The organism is Ferrimonas sp. YIN67 (assembly GCF_057219095.1).
In genome coordinates, this window is record NZ_JBXVVJ010000005.1 from 293,939 (window position 1) to 308,248 (window position 14,310).

Below are 14,310 nucleotides of genomic sequence, written 5' to 3' on the forward strand. Positions count from 1 at the left end.
ACGGGCCGCTGTGGGGCCGCAGTCTCTCGCCTTCGACCCACAAAGACCAAGAGCGGTTCAATTTGGGCTGCAAAACCTTGGTATGATAAAGCAAAATGATTCGCTCGACCATTCGGAGAGGTTATGTCGAAGGATGTCCGTCATCAGCAATTAACACTTTGGCTGCAAGGGCAAAGGGGACTGGAAACTGGGTCACCGGAGCCGATTTTTGCAGATGCCAGTTTTCGGCGTTATTTCCGTTATTTACGTGGGGTTGATAGTGAGATCGCCATGGATGCGCCGCCACAAAAGGAGGATTGTCGCCCCTATGTGGCGGTGACCGAGGCCTACCGTGAGGCTGGCCTGCCGGTTCCCGAGATCCTGGCGCAGGATCTGGAGCAGGGATTCCTGTCATTGGAAGATCTGGGGGATCGCCATCTCTACCACGATCTGGTGGGGAGCGAGGCGCTGGACTGGTATCGTCGGGCTTTGGCGCTGCTGCCTGCGGTCGCTCGGGTGACGGAGACCCGTCTGGGCCCCTTGCCGACCTATGATGAGGCCCTGTTGCAGCGGGAGTTGGCGATCTTCCCTGAGTGGCTGCTGCAGGCGCATCTGGGGTTGGCGCTGGACGACGCTTGGCAGGCGCTATGGCAGCCATTGCACGATCTCCTGGTGGGTAATGCCCTGGAACAACCGCAATGCGGGATCCATCGGGATTTCCACAGCCGCAACCTGATGGTGCGAGACGGCGAGTTGAAGCTGATCGACTTTCAGGGGGCACTCAAGGGCCCGATCAGCTATGACGTCGTTTCCCTGTTGCGAGACTGCTATCTGGAATTGCCTGAAGCCCAGTTGGAGTTGCTGCTGGCCGAATATATTGAGCAGATGAAGAGTGCGGGTTTGCTGGACCCCGATCTCCCTTTGGCCACCTTCCGTCGCTGGTTTGATCTGATGGGGATGCAGCGCCATCTCAAGGCGGCGGGGATCTTTGCCCGGCTGCACCATAGGGATGGCAAGTCCGGTTATCTGGCGGATCTGCCTCGGGTGATGAGTTACCTGGTGCGTGTTGGAGAGCGTTACCCGGAAACGCGTCCGCTGGCTAAATTCCTGGCGCAGAAGGTGGTTCCTGGCCTGGAGGCGTGCTCGTGAAAGCGATGATCTTGGCTGCCGGACGGGGTGAGCGGATGCGGCCCTTGACCGATCATACGCCCAAGCCCCTGCTCAAAGTGGCGGGGCGCTCCCTGATCGAACACCATCTTGAGCGCCTGGCGAAGGCGGGGATCGAGGAGGTGGTGATCAATCACGCCTGGCTGGGGGAGCAGATCCCCGCCGCTCTGGGGGATGGTCGACGTTGGGATCTCAGACTGCATTACAGTGATGAGGGGGAGGAGGCACTGGAGACGGGCGGGGGGATTCTCAAGGCGTTGCCACTGCTTGGTGAAGCGCCATTTCTGCTGGTCAACGGAGATGTGTTCTGTCCCCACCCATGGCAGGCGATCCCGGCTCTGAGTGGGGACGATCTGGCTCACCTGCTGTTGGTTACCAATCCGGTGCATAATCCCGCCGGGGATTTTGCTCTTGAAGGGGGACGAGTACGAAATGAAGGGGCGATGCGCTGGACCTACTCGGGCTGTGCCCTGATCCACCCTCGTTTGTTTGAAGGCTGCATGCCGGGACGCTTTCCGCTGGCCCCCTTGCTGCGTAAGGCGATGGCCGCCGATCGGATCAGCGGGGAGTGGATCGCGACTCACTGGTGCGACGTCGGTACCCCCCAACGCTTGGAAACCTTGGAGGCGCAGCTCAATGCCGATCTGGGGTAAGTTTTTTGGTGCAGCCATTGGCTTTTTGCTGGGGCGCTTTGCTGGAGCGATCCTGGGGGCCTACGTCGGGCATATGCTGTTTGATCGCCGCCGTGGGCCGAACCCGTTTTTCCATACCACCTTTGCCGTGATGGGGCATCTGGCCAAAAGCAGTGGCCGGGTCACTGAGCGGGACATCGCCCTGGCCTCGGCCCTGATGGACCAGATCGGCTTACGGGGCAAGGCGCGCCAGGCTGCTCAGGAGGCTTACCGCCAGGGTAAGGCGGCGGATTACCCCCTGGAAAAACAGTTGCACAGGCTTAATGCCGGGCTGCGATTACGCCGAGATCTGGCGCGTGTGTTCGTGGAGATCCAGGTCCAGGCGGCATTGGCTGGCGGACCGTTACACCCCAGGGTCCATAAGCGGCTGAGCATTGTCTGTCAGGCACTGGGGTTTTCTCCTGAGGATCTGGAGCGATTTATCGAGACCTGGCAGGCACAGTCTCATGGTCGTGATCAGGGAATGAGCGAGGAGGATGCCTATCAGATCTTAGGTGTGTCGCAAAAGGATGATTTGACTACTATTAAACGAGCCTATCGACGTTTGATGGCGCAACATCACCCGGATAAGCTGGCCAGTCAGGGGTTGCCTCCCGAGATGGCTTCCGTGGCTCAGCAGAAGAGCCAGGATCTGCAAGCGGCCTGGGAGCGGATCCGTACGCTCCGGGGAGGATAACAGGACCGAACCGCCTGGCCGTACCGGCTCGAATGGCCCCCTGGGCCTGTCAGAATAAGGATGCGTTCATGAAGAGATCGATCGCTTTGCTCACCGCTATGATGGCCCTGGCGGTGTTGCCCGCCCAGGCTGAGCGAACCTACTTTATCGCACCTATGGCTGGATACAGCTTTGGCGGCACGCTGGATATCACCGAGCGGCCCGAAGGGGAGGAGCGCTCGAAAGTGGGGGAGTTGAAGCTAAGCGACGATCCCAGCTTTGGTTTGATGTTTGGCCTGGAAACGGACGATCCCGGTAATGTCTACCTCTTGTTGAACCGACAAAAGGGCCAGTTTAAACCGGGAGACTTTGCCCCCCCGGCGGGGGTTGGGGTGGACGTGGAGTATTACCACCTTGGCGGCTCCCTGCTATTCCCTCGCGGGCGCTTTGAGCCCTATATCACCGCCAGTGCTGGTCTGACTCGGCTGGTGCCCGATCAGGGCTACTCCTCGGAAACTCGTTTCTCTCTCGGGCTGGGGCTGGGGGCTCGCTATCACCTGCTTAATAATCTGGCGCTGTATGCCGACTTGCGCAGTCACTTCACCATGATGGACCACTCCAGCAGCCTGATATGTCGAAACAGTGATGAAGAGGGGTGTGTGTGGCGGATCGAAGGAAAAGCCCTGGTTCAGGGGCAGGCCAATCTGGGCTTTCTGCTGCGTTTCTAAGGGGCCGTTGTGGACTATTCCATTCCGGATGGGCCCTGACCACGATACAGATCCTGATGCAGCCAGGGGGCTAACAGCAGGCAAAGCGTATCCCGGTAGATCCCGGTACGATCCACCAAATGGTTGGTGAGCACGCCGATGGCTCCCCCTTTTTGCTTGATGTTGTTGTCCTGAAACAGGCTGTCCATCAAAGGGCCCAACTCCCCACCGGCTTCAATGGCAACCCCGATGGACTCTGGCAATGGCAGGGTACCGGTGCGGCCGATCTGAGTGCGGATCCCGTCACTGATGGCGATGTAGGCGAAGGTGAAAGGCTGCTCGGCGATCCGATCAAATCCCCCCTCGATGGCCACATAAAAGGTCGCCCCGGGTTCGGCCCGTTGCAGGGCCTTCAGCCGATTCTCAGCACCCTGTCGGGTTTCTGCGTCCGTCATGGGTTGCTCGGCGACGCCGGAGGCAACCGGGACCGCCTTCAGTTGCCAGGGAACATGGGGAAATGCTGCGGTGAGTGCAGAGGTGGCCGCATTTAGCTTCACTGGATTGTGAGAAGCGACAGCCAGGATGGATTGAGTCATAGCATCGGGCTTTGTGGTGTCTTTGGTTGTCATTCTGCCACGGTGACTGAGACAATGGCGCCAGCCTTCATCACTAATTAAAAAAAATGCTGACTTTATTGTTGTATCTACTCCTGGGGGCCGTTGCGGGCCTGTTGTCGGGCCTGTTTGGGATCGGGGGGGGCTTGGTGATTGTTCCGGTATTGATCACCACCTTTGGGGTGCTCGACATGCCTGCTGATATCGCTATTCATATGGCCATTGGCACTTCACTGGCCACCATAGTGATCACCTCCACAAGCGCCATCTATAACCATAACCGTCGGGGTAATGTCGACTGGACTATTGTTAAACGCCTGGTTCCCGGAGTGCTGATCGGCGCCTACTTGGGCGGTCTGTTGGCGGACAGTTTTCCGGCCTGGCTGCTGGAAAATTTATTGGCTTTCTTCCTGTTGGCCGTCGCTGCTCAGATGATCTTTGGTTTCCGCCCCGATCCGGATCGGACCTTGCCTGGTAACTTTGGCGTGATCGGCAGTGGAGGGATAATTGGCACCCTGTCGGCGCTGTTTGGGATCGGTGGCGCCACCCTAAGTGTTCCTTTCCTGCGTTGGTGCTCCGTGGCGATGAACAAGGCCGTTGGTACGTCGGCGACTCTGGCATTGCCTGTGGCTCTGGGGGGCGTCACCAGTTACATCTTTAATGGCTGGGGGCATGGATCTTTGCCCGATTGGACCCTGGGGTATGTTTACCTTCCGGCATTTGCCGGGATCGTGGTGGCCAGTACCCAGTGTGTGCGTTTTGGTACGGCGTTGGGCGCGAGGCTACCTCAGGTGGTTTTACAGCGTAGTTTTGCCTTGTTGCTCTTAGCCTTGGGTGGGCGTCTGCTGTTTTTCTAGTCGGTTGGGGAAGTTTAACCCTCTTCCTTTTGGGCTCTTTGTGATGCCTTTGGCTGGGTGTGAGCCAGATCACTGGCTGAACTCTCTGCGGTGACGTGAGTCTCGGTTAATTGGTCTTACCATTCTTTCATTTGTGAGTGCTTTCCCGGGGAAGTGTGAAACGGATCACCTCGGATCTTTTTGAAGGTGATTTGGGTCACGTTATTGCGTGCAGAAATGACTATTCTGGCCGCCGCTAACTCGAACTCTCATAGGTGAATTGAAATGCAGCACAACGCCACTGCAACTGCCGTCGATACCAAAGCGGTAGGTTTTACCAAGCAAGACTTTACCTGGTCTCTGTCCATGTTCGGCACCGCGGTCGGTGCCGGTGTCCTGTTCCTGCCCATCCGTGCAGGACTCGAAGGCTTCTGGCCACTGATCATCATTGCCCTGCTGGTCGGTCCGATGACCTACCTGTCTCACCGTGCCCTGGCACGCTTTGTACTGTCTTCCAGCAAGAAAGGCGCCGACATCACTGAGGTGGTGGAAGAGCACTTCGGCAAGTCTGCGGGCCTGCTGATCACCTTCCTGTACTTCTTCGCGATTTACCCCATCGTGCTGATCTACGGTAACGCCATCACCAACACCATCGACTCCTTCCTGGTGAACCAGTTGGGCCTGGCTGCCATGCCACGCTGGCTGCTGTCTGGTGTTCTGGTTGCCATGATGATGTCTGTCATGGTTCTGGGTCAGAAGCTGATGCTGAAAGTGACCGAGATGCTGGTATACCCACTGGTATTCATCCTGATCGCCATGTCTCTGATGCTGGTACCACAGTGGTCTATGGACGCACTGAGCTTCAGCGCAGCACCCTCCATGAGCGGTCTGCTGGTTGCGGTTTACCTGACCATCCCAATGCTGATCTTCTCCTTCAACCACAGCCCTGCCGTGTCCTCCATGGCACTGGCACAGCATGAAGCGCACGGCGCCGACGCGGTTGAAAAGTCTGACAAGATCCTGAAAACCGCCTCTGGCATGCTGCTGGGCTTCGTGATGCTGTTCGTCTTCTCCTGTGTGCTGGCCCTGTCTCCAGCTCAGTTGGCCGAAGCGAAAGCGCAGAACCTGCCGATCCTGAGCTACCTGGCGAACGAGCTGGGCAACCCAGTGATCGCCTACGTTGGCCCACTGGTTGCGTTCCTGGCCATCTTCTCCTCTTTCTTCGGCCACTACCTGGGCGCGAAAGAAGGTCTGGCGGGTATCATCAAGAAAGCGGCGCCATCCTTCGTTGAAGGTCTGGGCGAAGCCAAATTCAGCAAGCTGCTGGTGGCGTTCTTCTTCTTCACCGTATGGGGCGTTGCCATCATCAACCCATCCGTACTGGGCATGATTGAAGATCTGGGTGCACCGTTCATCGCTGCCATCCTCTTCCTGATGCCGATGTTCGCCATCAAGAAGGTACCGGCGATGCAGAAGTACAGCGGCAAGCTGTCCAACATCTTCGTGACCGTGATGGGCATTATCGCCATCTCCGCCATCGTGCGTGGTCTGCTGTTCTAAACAGCGTTTTATACCTAAGCCGGGGCGCTTGGCCCCGGCTTTTTTGACTCTTACTTCCGAGGACTCCCCTGATGTTCAGTGTTTTCGATATCTTTAAAATTGGCGTAGGCCCCTCCAGCTCCCACACCGTGGGCCCGATGAAAGCGGCCAAGCAATTTATCGATGATCTGCGGGCCAAGGACCAGCTCCGTGACGTGACGCGTATCAGCGTCGATATCTACGGCTCCTTGTCTTTGACCGGTAAAGGTCACCACACTGACATCGCCATCATCATGGGCCTGGGCGGTAACAGCCCGGAGAACGTGGACATCGATGGCATTCCGGGGTTCATCGATCGGGTCGAGCAGACTGAGCGTCTGCCGGTGGGCATGCACTGCCATACCGTTGAGTTCCCTCGCGACGCCGTGACCTTCCACGAAGACACGCTGCCACTGCACGAGAACGGCATGGCGATCCACGCTTATGCCGGTGATGCCGTGCTGTACTCCAAGACTTACTACTCCATCGGTGGTGGTGCTATCGTCGAGGAGGAGCACTTCGGTCAGCCGGATTCCAACCTCAAGCCTTTGCCTTATGCCTTTACCGATGCCGAATCTCTGCTGGCCTTGACCAAAGAGACGGGCATGAGTATCAGTGCATTGATGATGGAAAATGAGAAGGTCTATAACTCAGAAGCCACCATCTATGAAGGCTTTGGCCAAGTGTGGAATGTGATGCACGAGTGCATCGAGCGCGGCTGTGCCACCGAAGGCTTGCTGGCGGGTCCACTGAAGGTGCCACGTCGTGCTGCGGCGCTGCACCGTCAGTTGGTGGCTAATGAGCGTACCAACAGCGATCCCATGGCGATCATTGACTGGGTGAACATGTTTGCCCTGGCGGCCTCGGAAGAGAACGCCGCCGGTGGTCGCGTGGTGACCGCCCCGACTAACGGTGCAGCAGGGATCATTCCCGCGGTTTTGGCGTACTACGACAAGTTCATCGAGAAGGTGGGCGTGAAGCAGTACACCAAGTTCTACTTGGCGGCTGGTGCCGTGGGCGCGCTGTACAAGATGAACGCCTCCATCTCCGGTGCGGAAGTGGGTTGCCAGGGCGAAGTGGGCGTGGCCTGCTCCATGGCGGCGGCCGGTCTGGCTGAGCTGATGGGCGCCAGCCCGTCTCAGGTGTTTATTGCGGCTGAGATCGGCATGGAGCACCACCTAGGCTTGACCTGTGATCCGGTGGCTGGCCAGGTGCAGGTACCGTGCATTGAGCGCAACGCGATTGCGGCAGTGAAGGCGATCAACTCCACCCGGATGGCGATGCGCCGTAATTCGGAGCCCTGTGTGTCTCTGGATAAGGTGATTGCCACCATGTACGAGACCGGTAAGGACATGCATCCTAAGTATCGCGAAACCTCACGTGGTGGTTTGGCCATCAAGGTGTTGAACGTCTGCTAAGGACCCTATGAGAGTCACTCAGTAATGAAAAACCAGCCTTCGGCTGGTTTTTTTGTTCCTGCTGTAGTGGCTACACCGGATTGGGAGCGGGCAGTCTCCCGACTCGAGAATCGCCGACCTGGACTGTGCGAGGTGGTCTGCCCAACAGGATGCCCTGACCATAATGGCCGCCAATGGCCCCGATCTGGCTATTGGCCCCTTAGGCGCTGCTCTCCAACCACAGAAGCTGAATGGAGCAATAGCCTTAATGAAAATCGTGCAGCAGGCCAGTATCGAACTGCAGGGTTCAGTGAGGGGGCCGGGATCAAAGGGAACTCTGGCTTGTCTTCATCCCGTCGAGCAATCAGTAAACTTGCGCGAGCCGGTGCAAGTTCGGCCAGGCTGAAGGGCCCCAAAAGTTGCCTTGGCTGTTGGTATGCAGGGCAAGCGCTGCCAGTGCCTGACACTCCTTGCTGTCTGGATCGTCTAGGAGGTCTAGTCGAACAACCATTTCTTTGTGTTGCATTTTTCTGTTGTGGCGTGCTGATTGTGCTGCAATGGCTGGCGGCGGCAGCCAGGTAAGCTTTGCTTATGATGTTATGCCTGCGATCTGTATCACGAAGCCTCGCTAATGGCGGCCTCGGTGATTGGGGTTCAGTTAAAATCGCCCGCGTTACCCTCCTCCCTAATGAGAACAACGTCGAATGTCAGCTGAAATGTCCGCTTCCCCCAGTGTCTTGCAACGCTGGGGTCTCGTCCCCCTATGGGCCAAGATCCTGATTGGAATGATCCTGGGTATGTTGGTCGGTGTCGCCCTGGGCGAGTCCGCTGCGATGCTAAAGCCCCTGGGCACCCTGTTTGTTAATACGATCAAGATGTTGATTGTGCCCTTGGTATTCTGTTCATTGATCGTGGGTATTACGTCAATGCAGGACACCCAAAAGATGGGGCGTATTGGCCTTAAGTCTTTCCTCTTTTATCTGGGCACCACTTCCGTCGCTATCACCATCGGCCTGATCTTCGGTGCCTGGTTTGAGCCTGGAAGTGGAATGAACCTGGCGGTCACAAGTTCGACAGTCGCCGAGGTTCGCGAAACTCCCTCATTCGTTGATACCCTTGTGGCGATCGTTCCAGAGAACCCGGTGGCCGCTTTGGCAGACGGTCAGATCTTGCAGGTGATCGTGTTTGCAGTGGCTCTGGGGCTGTCTTTGGTGTTGATCGGAGAGCGGGGGCGTCCGGCCGTGGCCGTATTCGAATCCCTTGCTGAAGCGATGTTTAAGCTGACCGATCTGGTGATGCGTATGGCGCCCTATGGCGTGTTTGCCCTGATGGCCTGGGTGGCAGGTAGCTACGGTCTAACCGTGTTACTGCCACTGATCAAGGTGATCATTGCCGTGTACCTGGGATGCTTGTTGCACATCTTTGGTTTCTACGGCCTGGTGCTGGCGGCCGGGGCGCGGCTCAATCCGCTGCAGTTTTTTAAGAAAATTTCCGATGCCATGGCGGTAGCCTATACCACTTCCAGCTCTGCAGGGACCTTACCCGCCTCCATGAAGTGTGCCGAGCGGGTGGGGGTCAATAAGCGGATCTCCAGTTTCGTCCTGCCCCTGGGGACCACCATTAACATGGACGGTACCGCTTTATACCAAGGGGTTTGTGCCCTGTTTGTGGCCCAGGCGTTTGGCGTGGATCTTACCATGGGACAATATCTGACCATCATTGCAACGGCGACCCTGGCTTCTATTGGCACGGCGGGTGTGCCGGGGGCTGGGTTGGTGATGCTCACCTTGGTGCTGACAACCGTTGGTTTGCCGCTGGAGGGGGTTGCCCTGGTCGCAGGGATCGATCGGATCCTGGATATGGCGCGAACCGTCGTTAATGTCTCCGGCGATCTGGTGGCGACAACCGTTGTTGCCCGTTCCGAAGATGAGCTACAGGATTGCTAAGCAAAGGGTTTGAAACGTCCAGTCGCTCCAAACGCCAACCTCAGGGTTGGCGTTTCACATCCTGCACTGTATAGGTGTTGGGACTAAAGGCCACTTTGAGCGAGGTTCGGTGGGGCCGCGAGCAGATCTTCGCGGTTAGCGGCTACCTCCTGCACATGGCCCAATGGTTGCCCGCTTAACGGTAACCCTGTCACCTTATGCTCCTGAGATGCAGCCTTTCTTACCCGGTCAGCTCTGCCAATTCGACCCTTTCATGGGAGGTCTCTACCTTGGAGGAGTTTCCCACCGACAGGATCTTTCGTCCTCCTACCGATTTAAGGTATTTCATCCAGATCTTCTCCAAAGGACTGTGAGGGGGGCGGCCCTCCGTCAGCATGGCAACAAATTGACGCTCCTCGTCCGTGCTCGGTTGGCATTTCTGCTGGCTTAGGGCCTGCATTGCCTGGCCATGTGCCTCAAGCAGTTCGGCTTCATGGATGGTGAAGGTGCCACTGCGACGAAACCCCCGGGGAAAGGCTTTGTCATCAAAAAAGCGCTGGCAGCTGTAAAAGCTTGGTTTACTGCTCATGGTGTACTCCATTACCTATGCTTGGCCACAATCGCAAAGCTATATGAGAAAGTGATGACACGGGAAACAAAAATCTTTTTTGTTGCAGACAAATAATTTTGATACCGCGGGCGGAATGGAGTGGTGAGTAAATGAATTTTTCAGAGTGAAGCTGAAAATAACTCGCACATTGACTGGAGCAGACCGAACTGATGGGCCAATCTGGATACAAGTTAAAGATGACGAGATGGAGTTGGCTGTGTTTCTGGATTATTTTGCGTTGGGGTTGCTGGTCTTTGTAGCCTTGGTGCTGTTTTACGGCATTATCGCGATCCACGATATTCCCTATGAGATCGCCAAGCATCGGGACCATCCCCATCAGGATGCGATCCACGTGGCGGGCTGGATCAGCCTGTTTACTCTTCATGCCATCTGGCCCTTCCTGTGGATCTGGGCGACCCTTTATCGTCCCGAGCGGGGCTGGGGATTTCAGACGCGACTTGCAGCGAAAGAGGCAGAGCTGGAGGCACAGATCACTGAGCTACGTCAGGAGTTGGTGGCGCTTAGGGCGGATATGGTGAAGTCTGATGGAGGAGAGCGCTAATGGACCTGTTATTGATCCTGACTTATGCCGCGCTTTGTGTCGGAGTGTTTAAGGTGTTTAAGATCCCCCTCAACAAATGGACGGTACCGACGGCCGTATTGGGAGGGGTGATACTGGTAGGTACCTTGTTGTTGTTGATGAACTATAACCACCCCTTTACGCCGATGGCTCGTCAGATCTATGTTTCAACGCCGATCGTGCCGACAGTTAGGGGGCTGGTGGTGGAAGTACCGGTTGAGCCGAATCGGCCACTAAAAAAGGGTGATGTGTTGTTCCGCCTCGATGACACTCGCTACCGGGATGAGGTCGCGCGTTTTGAAGCCGAACTGGCTGCGGCGCAGGCGGAGCGGACCCGGACCGAGTCGGCGTTCAAGCGGTACGAGGTTGGCTTCAAGAAAGGCGGTGCCTTTACCGAGCTGGAGCTGGACAACCGGCGCCAGCTCTATCTGCAGGCTGATGCCCAGGTTAAACGGGTCCATGCTCAATTGTCGCAAGCCCAGTTTGACCTGAGTGAAACCGTGGTACGGGCGCCAGATAACGGTTATGTCACTCAGGTGGCTCTGCGTCCCGGAATGATGGCGGTTCCCTTACCGCTTCGACCTGTGATGGTGTTCATCAACAAAGATGAGCAACACTACATCGGGGCCTTTAATCAGAGATCCCTGTTGCGTCTGCGTGCCGGCTATGAGGCCGAGGTGATCTTCGAGGCCCTGCCGGGCAGAGTGTTTAAGGCTGAGATCAGCCAAGTGTTACCCAACATTGCCGAAGGGCAGATCCAGGCAGGGGGAAGCTTGATCGGCTCTGATCTTTTGGCTCGACGTGGGCGCTCCTTTGTCGAGGTGCGTTTGCTTGAGGACATTCGCCCTTTCGAGTTGCCGGATGGCGCCCATGCCGAAATCGCAGTGTACTCGGACCACTTTACTCATGTGTCGATCATTCGACGTGTATTGTTACGAATGAAGAGCTGGCAAAATTACCTGTTTCTTGAGCATTGAGTTTGTGAGACTGAGAGTCTTTCTTCCTCTTCTTTTGTCTGATGTGATTGGTTAAGGTGCACAAGAACAATTGCTTAGAACAAAGGAAGGATCATGCTAAATCCCATGTTTTGTCGTAGGGTTCTGCTCTTGCTGGCAATAGAGCAGCTAGAGCGGCCCTCCGTACCGACCCTGATGGCGCACTTGGGATGGCCGCGACGGACCATTCAGGATGTGCTCAAAGGCTTGCCGGGATTTGGTATCGAATTTGAGTTTGTGGAGGACGGCGTACGTCACAATGATGGCTATTACCGGATCCTGAATTGGGGCGGGATCGATAGGGAGTGGGCTTTGGCCCACCAATCGGAGATAAGGCACGCCATCGGGTAAGCGTGATCCGGTTAAAAGATCGCTTAGGGCTTGACCGGTTTTGCTGGGCCTTTGTTTTAAGCTCGATATAATCGTGCTAACTACCGCATCGCGGTGTTTTTTCCGAAGTCGTAACAGGAAATAGCATGAGCAAGAAGAACAAGGGTATTGATGGGATCACCGCGGTTATCTTCGGCGGTACCAGCATGTTTCTCTATGTGATTGTACAGGCATTCTAAGCCCTGTCGTCATGAAAAAGCCGAACCTTAGGGTTCGGCTTTTTTGTTTCAACGCAACAATCTGCGGGCGGCGTCTACGACCGCACCAACCGCATCCTGCTCCGTTTTTGCCATTTGAACTTCCGATGGGATCTCTTGCTCTGTCCTGTTCACAATCACCCCCGCGATGCAGCCAGCTTTCAGCCCCATTGCCGCGCACATGGTGAGCAAGGTGGCAGACTCCATCTCGTAATTGAGTACCCCCAGCGCTTGCCACTCTGCCATGGAGCCCTTGAAGCGGTCAGTGACGCGACCACTATAAGTGTCATAGCGCTCTTGGCCTGGGTAGAAAGTATCAGAACTGGCGGTTACCCCAACATGGGGCTGATGTCCGGCGGATTTGGCGGCTTCGACCAAAGCTAGGGTGCAGTCAAAATCCGCCACCGCAGGGTATTCTGCCGGAGCGAAGTGGAAGCTGGCACCATCTAGGCGAACTGAGCCTTGGGTCACGATCAGGCTACCGACCGGAATATGGGGTTGGATCGCTCCGGTTGTGCCGATCCTTAGAAAGGTACGGATCCCCAACTGGGCTAACTCTTCCACAGCAATGGAAGTGGAAGGGCCGCCGATCCCGGTGGAGCAGATCACCACGGGGTGACCGTCAAGCCTTGCCAGGTAGCTGGTGAACTCCCGGGTTGCAGCGAGTGGCGTGGGCGACTCCATCAAAGCGGCTATGCGCTTCACACGTTCCGGATCACCTGGAACAATAGCAAGGGTCGCCCCTTCGAGCATTTCCTGGGTCAGCCCCAGATGGAATACATCACTCATAGATTGAGTTCCTTTCTCGTGTGACTTTGAATAACAAGTGTAGCGCGGTGGGGGAGTGAAAAGGAGGGGCAAAAAAAGATCAGGATCACAGCTCTGTCGGTCGCTTGTTGGATATATGTTGCCCGGCGTAGACTGGTCGCGGTGTTTTTATATGGATTGCTATGAGGTCGAGGTTAAGGATGATGCGTAAAGGTATAAGCGGATTGGTGCTGTGCTTGGTGATGAGCCCGCTGGCTCAGGCTGATTTTCTGGGGATCTATGCTGGCGCTGGCTATTTTACGGCGGATCCGGGTGGAGAGTTGGGCAGGGAAGGGATCTCGCTTGAAGATGAGCTGGGATTTGGCAGTAAGGATGCTGGGTTTCAGGCGTATGTAGCGTTTGAGCATCCGGTTCCTCTTATTCCTAATATAAAGGTGGCTACCCTGGCCTTCGACAGTCGAGCCAGTGGTCAGTTGGATCAGGAGTTGGATTTTGGCGGTATGCCGATACCGGGAGGCGCCACCACCAATACCTTGCTCGACTATAAGCATACCGACATCACCCTCTATTACGAGTTGTGGGACCTTGGCTTCGACTTGGACTTGGGAGTAACGGCCCGTCAGTTGGACGTCACTGCTGATATTGCCTATGACGGCCAAGCTCAGAGTGCGGTCATCAGCGGACGAGCAATCGAAACGCTGGATGAGTGGGTGCCGCTTCTTTATGGGGCTGCCCGATTCGATCTGCCCTTGACCGGCTTATACCTTGCCGGGGAGGTTCAAGGGATCGGCTATTCCGGCTCCAGTTTCGTTGATTACCAGGCCAAGGTTGGTTGGACCTTAGGCTTTGTGGCACTGGATGTTGGACTCGAGGCTGGTTACCGCTCGGTTGTCCTGGATCTTGATGAGGACGATGTCGGGGATCTGAGCTCTGATCTCGACATCAGTGGCTGGTTTATCAATGGCGTTGTGCATTTTTAAGCCAACCCCTGGTTCCTGCCGGATTAAAGAAACGCGCTTTTGCGCGTTTTTTTGTCGACTTATGGATGGTTTGGCAGCGTTCCGCCTAAGGTTTGGGCAGCCAAAAAAGAAAGTGAAAATAAACCCTTGCAGAAAAAAGTCTGCTCCCTATAATGCGCTTCCTGTCGACGGGGCACAGCAAGCAACTCAACGAGATGCGAGGCCAGCGCCAACCAACACCGCACAGCGGACTGGTTAAAA

16 protein-coding genes are annotated in these 14,310 nt (G+C 56.2%); 12 read left to right on the forward strand and 4 right to left on the reverse strand.

The genetic code is table 11. The annotated features are described in order from the left end of the window. Nucleotides 1-123: 123 nt before the first annotated feature. The 4 genes from AC2D8U_RS13160 (at nucleotide 124) to AC2D8U_RS13175 (ending at nucleotide 3,221) form a co-directional block, all read left to right on the forward strand. Nucleotides 124-1,128 carry an aminoglycoside phosphotransferase family protein gene (locus AC2D8U_RS13160; protein WP_484619523.1) on the forward strand — a complete coding sequence of 335 codons (1,005 nt, stop codon included), beginning with the start codon at nucleotides 124-126 and terminating at the stop codon, nucleotides 1,126-1,128. Beyond that, nucleotides 1,125-1,799 (forward strand): N-acetylmuramate alpha-1-phosphate uridylyltransferase MurU, encoded by a 675-nt coding sequence (gene murU / locus AC2D8U_RS13165; protein WP_484619524.1) that lies wholly within the window; start codon nucleotides 1,125-1,127, stop codon nucleotides 1,797-1,799. The genes AC2D8U_RS13160 and murU overlap by 4 nt, the downstream gene beginning before the upstream one ends. After that, entirely contained in the window at nucleotides 1,783-2,514 is a 732-nt protein-coding gene (gene djlA / locus AC2D8U_RS13170; RefSeq protein ID WP_484619525.1) for a co-chaperone DjlA, read from the forward strand. Before murU ends, djlA begins: the two co-directional genes overlap by 17 nt. A gap of 68 nt (nucleotides 2,515-2,582) precedes the next feature. Then, entirely contained in the window at nucleotides 2,583-3,221 is a 639-nt protein-coding gene (locus tag AC2D8U_RS13175) for an outer membrane beta-barrel protein (RefSeq protein ID WP_484619526.1), read from the forward strand. A gap of 14 nt (nucleotides 3,222-3,235) precedes the next feature. On the opposite strand, the gene yjjX is transcribed toward AC2D8U_RS13175, so the two are convergent. Continuing rightward, nucleotides 3,236-3,796: an inosine/xanthosine triphosphatase gene (yjjX, locus tag AC2D8U_RS13180; RefSeq protein WP_484619527.1), complete on the reverse strand. Its 561-nt coding sequence runs from the start codon at nucleotides 3,794-3,796 to the stop codon at nucleotides 3,236-3,238. A gap of 86 nt (nucleotides 3,797-3,882) precedes the next feature. Here yjjX and AC2D8U_RS13185 point away from each other — a divergent pair, with 86 nt between their 5' ends. The 4 genes from AC2D8U_RS13185 (at nucleotide 3,883) to AC2D8U_RS13200 (ending at nucleotide 9,571) form a co-directional block, all read left to right on the forward strand. Continuing rightward, nucleotides 3,883-4,671, forward strand: coding sequence for a sulfite exporter TauE/SafE family protein (locus AC2D8U_RS13185; protein ID WP_484619528.1), 789 nt, complete (start codon nucleotides 3,883-3,885; stop codon nucleotides 4,669-4,671). A gap of 264 nt (nucleotides 4,672-4,935) precedes the next feature. Beyond that, nucleotides 4,936-6,210, forward strand: coding sequence for an aromatic amino acid transport family protein (locus AC2D8U_RS13190; RefSeq protein WP_484619529.1), 1,275 nt, complete (start codon nucleotides 4,936-4,938; stop codon nucleotides 6,208-6,210). A 71-nt stretch (nucleotides 6,211-6,281) separates the two neighbouring features. Further along, on the forward strand, nucleotides 6,282-7,646 hold the full coding sequence (locus tag AC2D8U_RS13195; protein ID WP_484619530.1) for an L-serine ammonia-lyase: 1,365 nt from the start codon (nucleotides 6,282-6,284) through the stop codon (nucleotides 7,644-7,646). A 683-nt stretch (nucleotides 7,647-8,329) separates the two neighbouring features. Beyond that, nucleotides 8,330-9,571: a dicarboxylate/amino acid:cation symporter gene (locus tag AC2D8U_RS13200; RefSeq protein ID WP_484619531.1), complete on the forward strand. Its 1,242-nt coding sequence runs from the start codon at nucleotides 8,330-8,332 to the stop codon at nucleotides 9,569-9,571. Between the two features lie 220 nt (nucleotides 9,572-9,791). Here the strand turns inward: AC2D8U_RS13200 and AC2D8U_RS13205 are convergent, their stop codons facing one another. Further along, nucleotides 9,792-10,139 carry a MaoP family protein gene (locus tag AC2D8U_RS13205; RefSeq protein ID WP_484619532.1) on the reverse strand — a complete coding sequence of 116 codons (348 nt, stop codon included), beginning with the start codon at nucleotides 10,137-10,139 and terminating at the stop codon, nucleotides 9,792-9,794. A 238-nt stretch (nucleotides 10,140-10,377) separates the two neighbouring features. Between AC2D8U_RS13205 and AC2D8U_RS13210 the strand changes: the two genes are divergently transcribed. From AC2D8U_RS13210 to AC2D8U_RS13220, 3 genes are all read left to right on the forward strand, one after another. After that, nucleotides 10,378-10,722: a DUF3302 domain-containing protein gene (locus AC2D8U_RS13210; RefSeq protein WP_484619544.1), complete on the forward strand. Its 345-nt coding sequence runs from the start codon at nucleotides 10,378-10,380 to the stop codon at nucleotides 10,720-10,722. Next, on the forward strand, nucleotides 10,722-11,717 hold the full coding sequence (locus tag AC2D8U_RS13215) for an efflux RND transporter periplasmic adaptor subunit (RefSeq protein WP_484619533.1): 996 nt from the start codon (nucleotides 10,722-10,724) through the stop codon (nucleotides 11,715-11,717). Before AC2D8U_RS13210 ends, AC2D8U_RS13215 begins: the two co-directional genes overlap by 1 nt. Before the next feature lie 93 nt (nucleotides 11,718-11,810). Next, a complete protein-coding gene (locus AC2D8U_RS13220; RefSeq protein WP_484619534.1) occupies nucleotides 11,811-12,086 on the forward strand; it encodes a helix-turn-helix domain-containing protein in 276 nt (91 codons plus the stop codon). A gap of 266 nt (nucleotides 12,087-12,352) precedes the next feature. On the opposite strand, the gene udp is transcribed toward AC2D8U_RS13220, so the two are convergent. Beyond that, a complete protein-coding gene (udp, locus tag AC2D8U_RS13225) occupies nucleotides 12,353-13,111 on the reverse strand; it encodes a uridine phosphorylase (RefSeq protein WP_484619535.1) in 759 nt (252 codons plus the stop codon). Between the two features lie 182 nt (nucleotides 13,112-13,293). On the opposite strand from udp, the gene AC2D8U_RS13230 reads away from it, so the two are divergent. Further along, nucleotides 13,294-14,070 carry a TIGR04219 family outer membrane beta-barrel protein gene (locus AC2D8U_RS13230; RefSeq protein ID WP_484619536.1) on the forward strand — a complete coding sequence of 259 codons (777 nt, stop codon included), beginning with the start codon at nucleotides 13,294-13,296 and terminating at the stop codon, nucleotides 14,068-14,070. Nucleotides 14,071-14,129: 59 nt separating this feature from the next. Here AC2D8U_RS13230 and AC2D8U_RS13235 read toward each other — a convergent pair. Next, a partial coding sequence (locus AC2D8U_RS13235; protein WP_484619537.1) for a hypothetical protein occupies nucleotides 14,130-14,310 on the reverse strand: 181 nt, incomplete at its 5' end.

Excerpts from the sequence above, each read along its gene's own strand:
- AC2D8U_RS13160 (WP_484619523.1), top strand. The coding sequence starts at position 124 with ATGTCGAAGGATGTCCGTCATCAGCAATTAACACTTTGGCTGCAAGGG.
- djlA (WP_484619525.1), top strand. The coding sequence starts at position 1,783 with ATGCCGATCTGGGGTAAGTTTTTTGGTGCAGCCATTGGCTTTTTGCTG.
- AC2D8U_RS13175 (WP_484619526.1), top strand. The coding sequence starts at position 2,583 with ATGAAGAGATCGATCGCTTTGCTCACCGCTATGATGGCCCTGGCGGTG.
- yjjX (WP_484619527.1), bottom strand. The coding sequence starts at position 3,796 with ATGACTCAATCCATCCTGGCTGTCGCTTCTCACAATCCAGTGAAGCTA.
- AC2D8U_RS13185 (WP_484619528.1), top strand. The coding sequence starts at position 3,883 with ATGCTGACTTTATTGTTGTATCTACTCCTGGGGGCCGTTGCGGGCCTG.
- AC2D8U_RS13190 (WP_484619529.1), top strand. The coding sequence starts at position 4,936 with ATGCAGCACAACGCCACTGCAACTGCCGTCGATACCAAAGCGGTAGGT.
- AC2D8U_RS13195 (WP_484619530.1), top strand. The coding sequence starts at position 6,282 with ATGTTCAGTGTTTTCGATATCTTTAAAATTGGCGTAGGCCCCTCCAGC.
- AC2D8U_RS13200 (WP_484619531.1), top strand. The coding sequence starts at position 8,330 with ATGTCAGCTGAAATGTCCGCTTCCCCCAGTGTCTTGCAACGCTGGGGT.
- AC2D8U_RS13205 (WP_484619532.1), bottom strand. The coding sequence starts at position 10,139 with ATGAGCAGTAAACCAAGCTTTTACAGCTGCCAGCGCTTTTTTGATGAC.
- AC2D8U_RS13215 (WP_484619533.1), top strand. The coding sequence starts at position 10,722 with ATGGACCTGTTATTGATCCTGACTTATGCCGCGCTTTGTGTCGGAGTG.
- AC2D8U_RS13220 (WP_484619534.1), top strand. The coding sequence starts at position 11,811 with ATGCTAAATCCCATGTTTTGTCGTAGGGTTCTGCTCTTGCTGGCAATA.
- udp (WP_484619535.1), bottom strand. The coding sequence starts at position 13,111 with ATGAGTGATGTATTCCATCTGGGGCTGACCCAGGAAATGCTCGAAGGG.
- AC2D8U_RS13230 (WP_484619536.1), top strand. The coding sequence starts at position 13,294 with ATGCGTAAAGGTATAAGCGGATTGGTGCTGTGCTTGGTGATGAGCCCG.